The organism is Bradyrhizobium niftali, assembly GCF_004571025.1.
Taxonomy (GTDB): domain Bacteria; phylum Pseudomonadota; class Alphaproteobacteria; order Rhizobiales; family Xanthobacteraceae; genus Bradyrhizobium; species Bradyrhizobium niftali.
Window position 1 is genome coordinate 1 of sequence record NZ_SPQT01000142.1, and the last position, 627, is coordinate 627.

A 627-nucleotide genomic window follows, 5' to 3' on the forward strand; every position below is an offset into this window, starting at 1 on the left:
GAGATTTTCGTCTATTCACCCCGCGTCGAAGGCATTCACCTGCGCTTCGGCAAGGTTGCGCGCGGTGGCTTGCGCTGGTCCGATCGGCCGCAGGATTTCCGCACCGAGATCCTCGGCCTAGTGAAAGCGCAGCAGGTCAAGAACGCCGTGATCGTGCCGGTCGGCGCCAAGGGCGGCTTCGTGCCCAAGCGCCTGCCGCCGCCCTCCGATCGCGAGGCGTGGCTCGCGGAAGGTACCGAAGCCTATCGCATCTTCGTTCGCTCGCTGCTCGAACTCACCGACAATCTCGACGGCGACGTCGTCGTGCCGCCCGACTTGACCGTGCGGCACGACGGCGACGACCCCTACCTCGTCGTCGCCGCCGACAAGGGCACTGCCACGTTCTCCGACGTCGCCAACGCGATTTCGGCCGAGAAGCACCATTGGCTCGGCGATGCCTTCGCCTCCGGCGGCAGTCAGGGCTACGACCACAAGAAGATGGGGATCACGGCGCGCGGCGCCTGGGAGGCGGTCAAGCGCCATTTCCGCGAGCTCGGCACCGACATTCAAACCATGCCTTTCACCGTGGTCGGCGTCGGCGACATGTCCGGCGACGTCTTCGGCAACGGCATGCTGCTCTCGCCGGCG

Annotated in this window: 1 protein-coding gene; it reads left to right on the forward strand. The window is 66.5% G+C overall.

Annotation, left to right across the window (positions count from 1 at the left end):
• Nucleotides 1-627 (forward strand): NAD-glutamate dehydrogenase domain-containing protein (locus E4K65_RS46820; protein WP_167771713.1); only part of this gene is annotated, 627 nt, incomplete at both ends.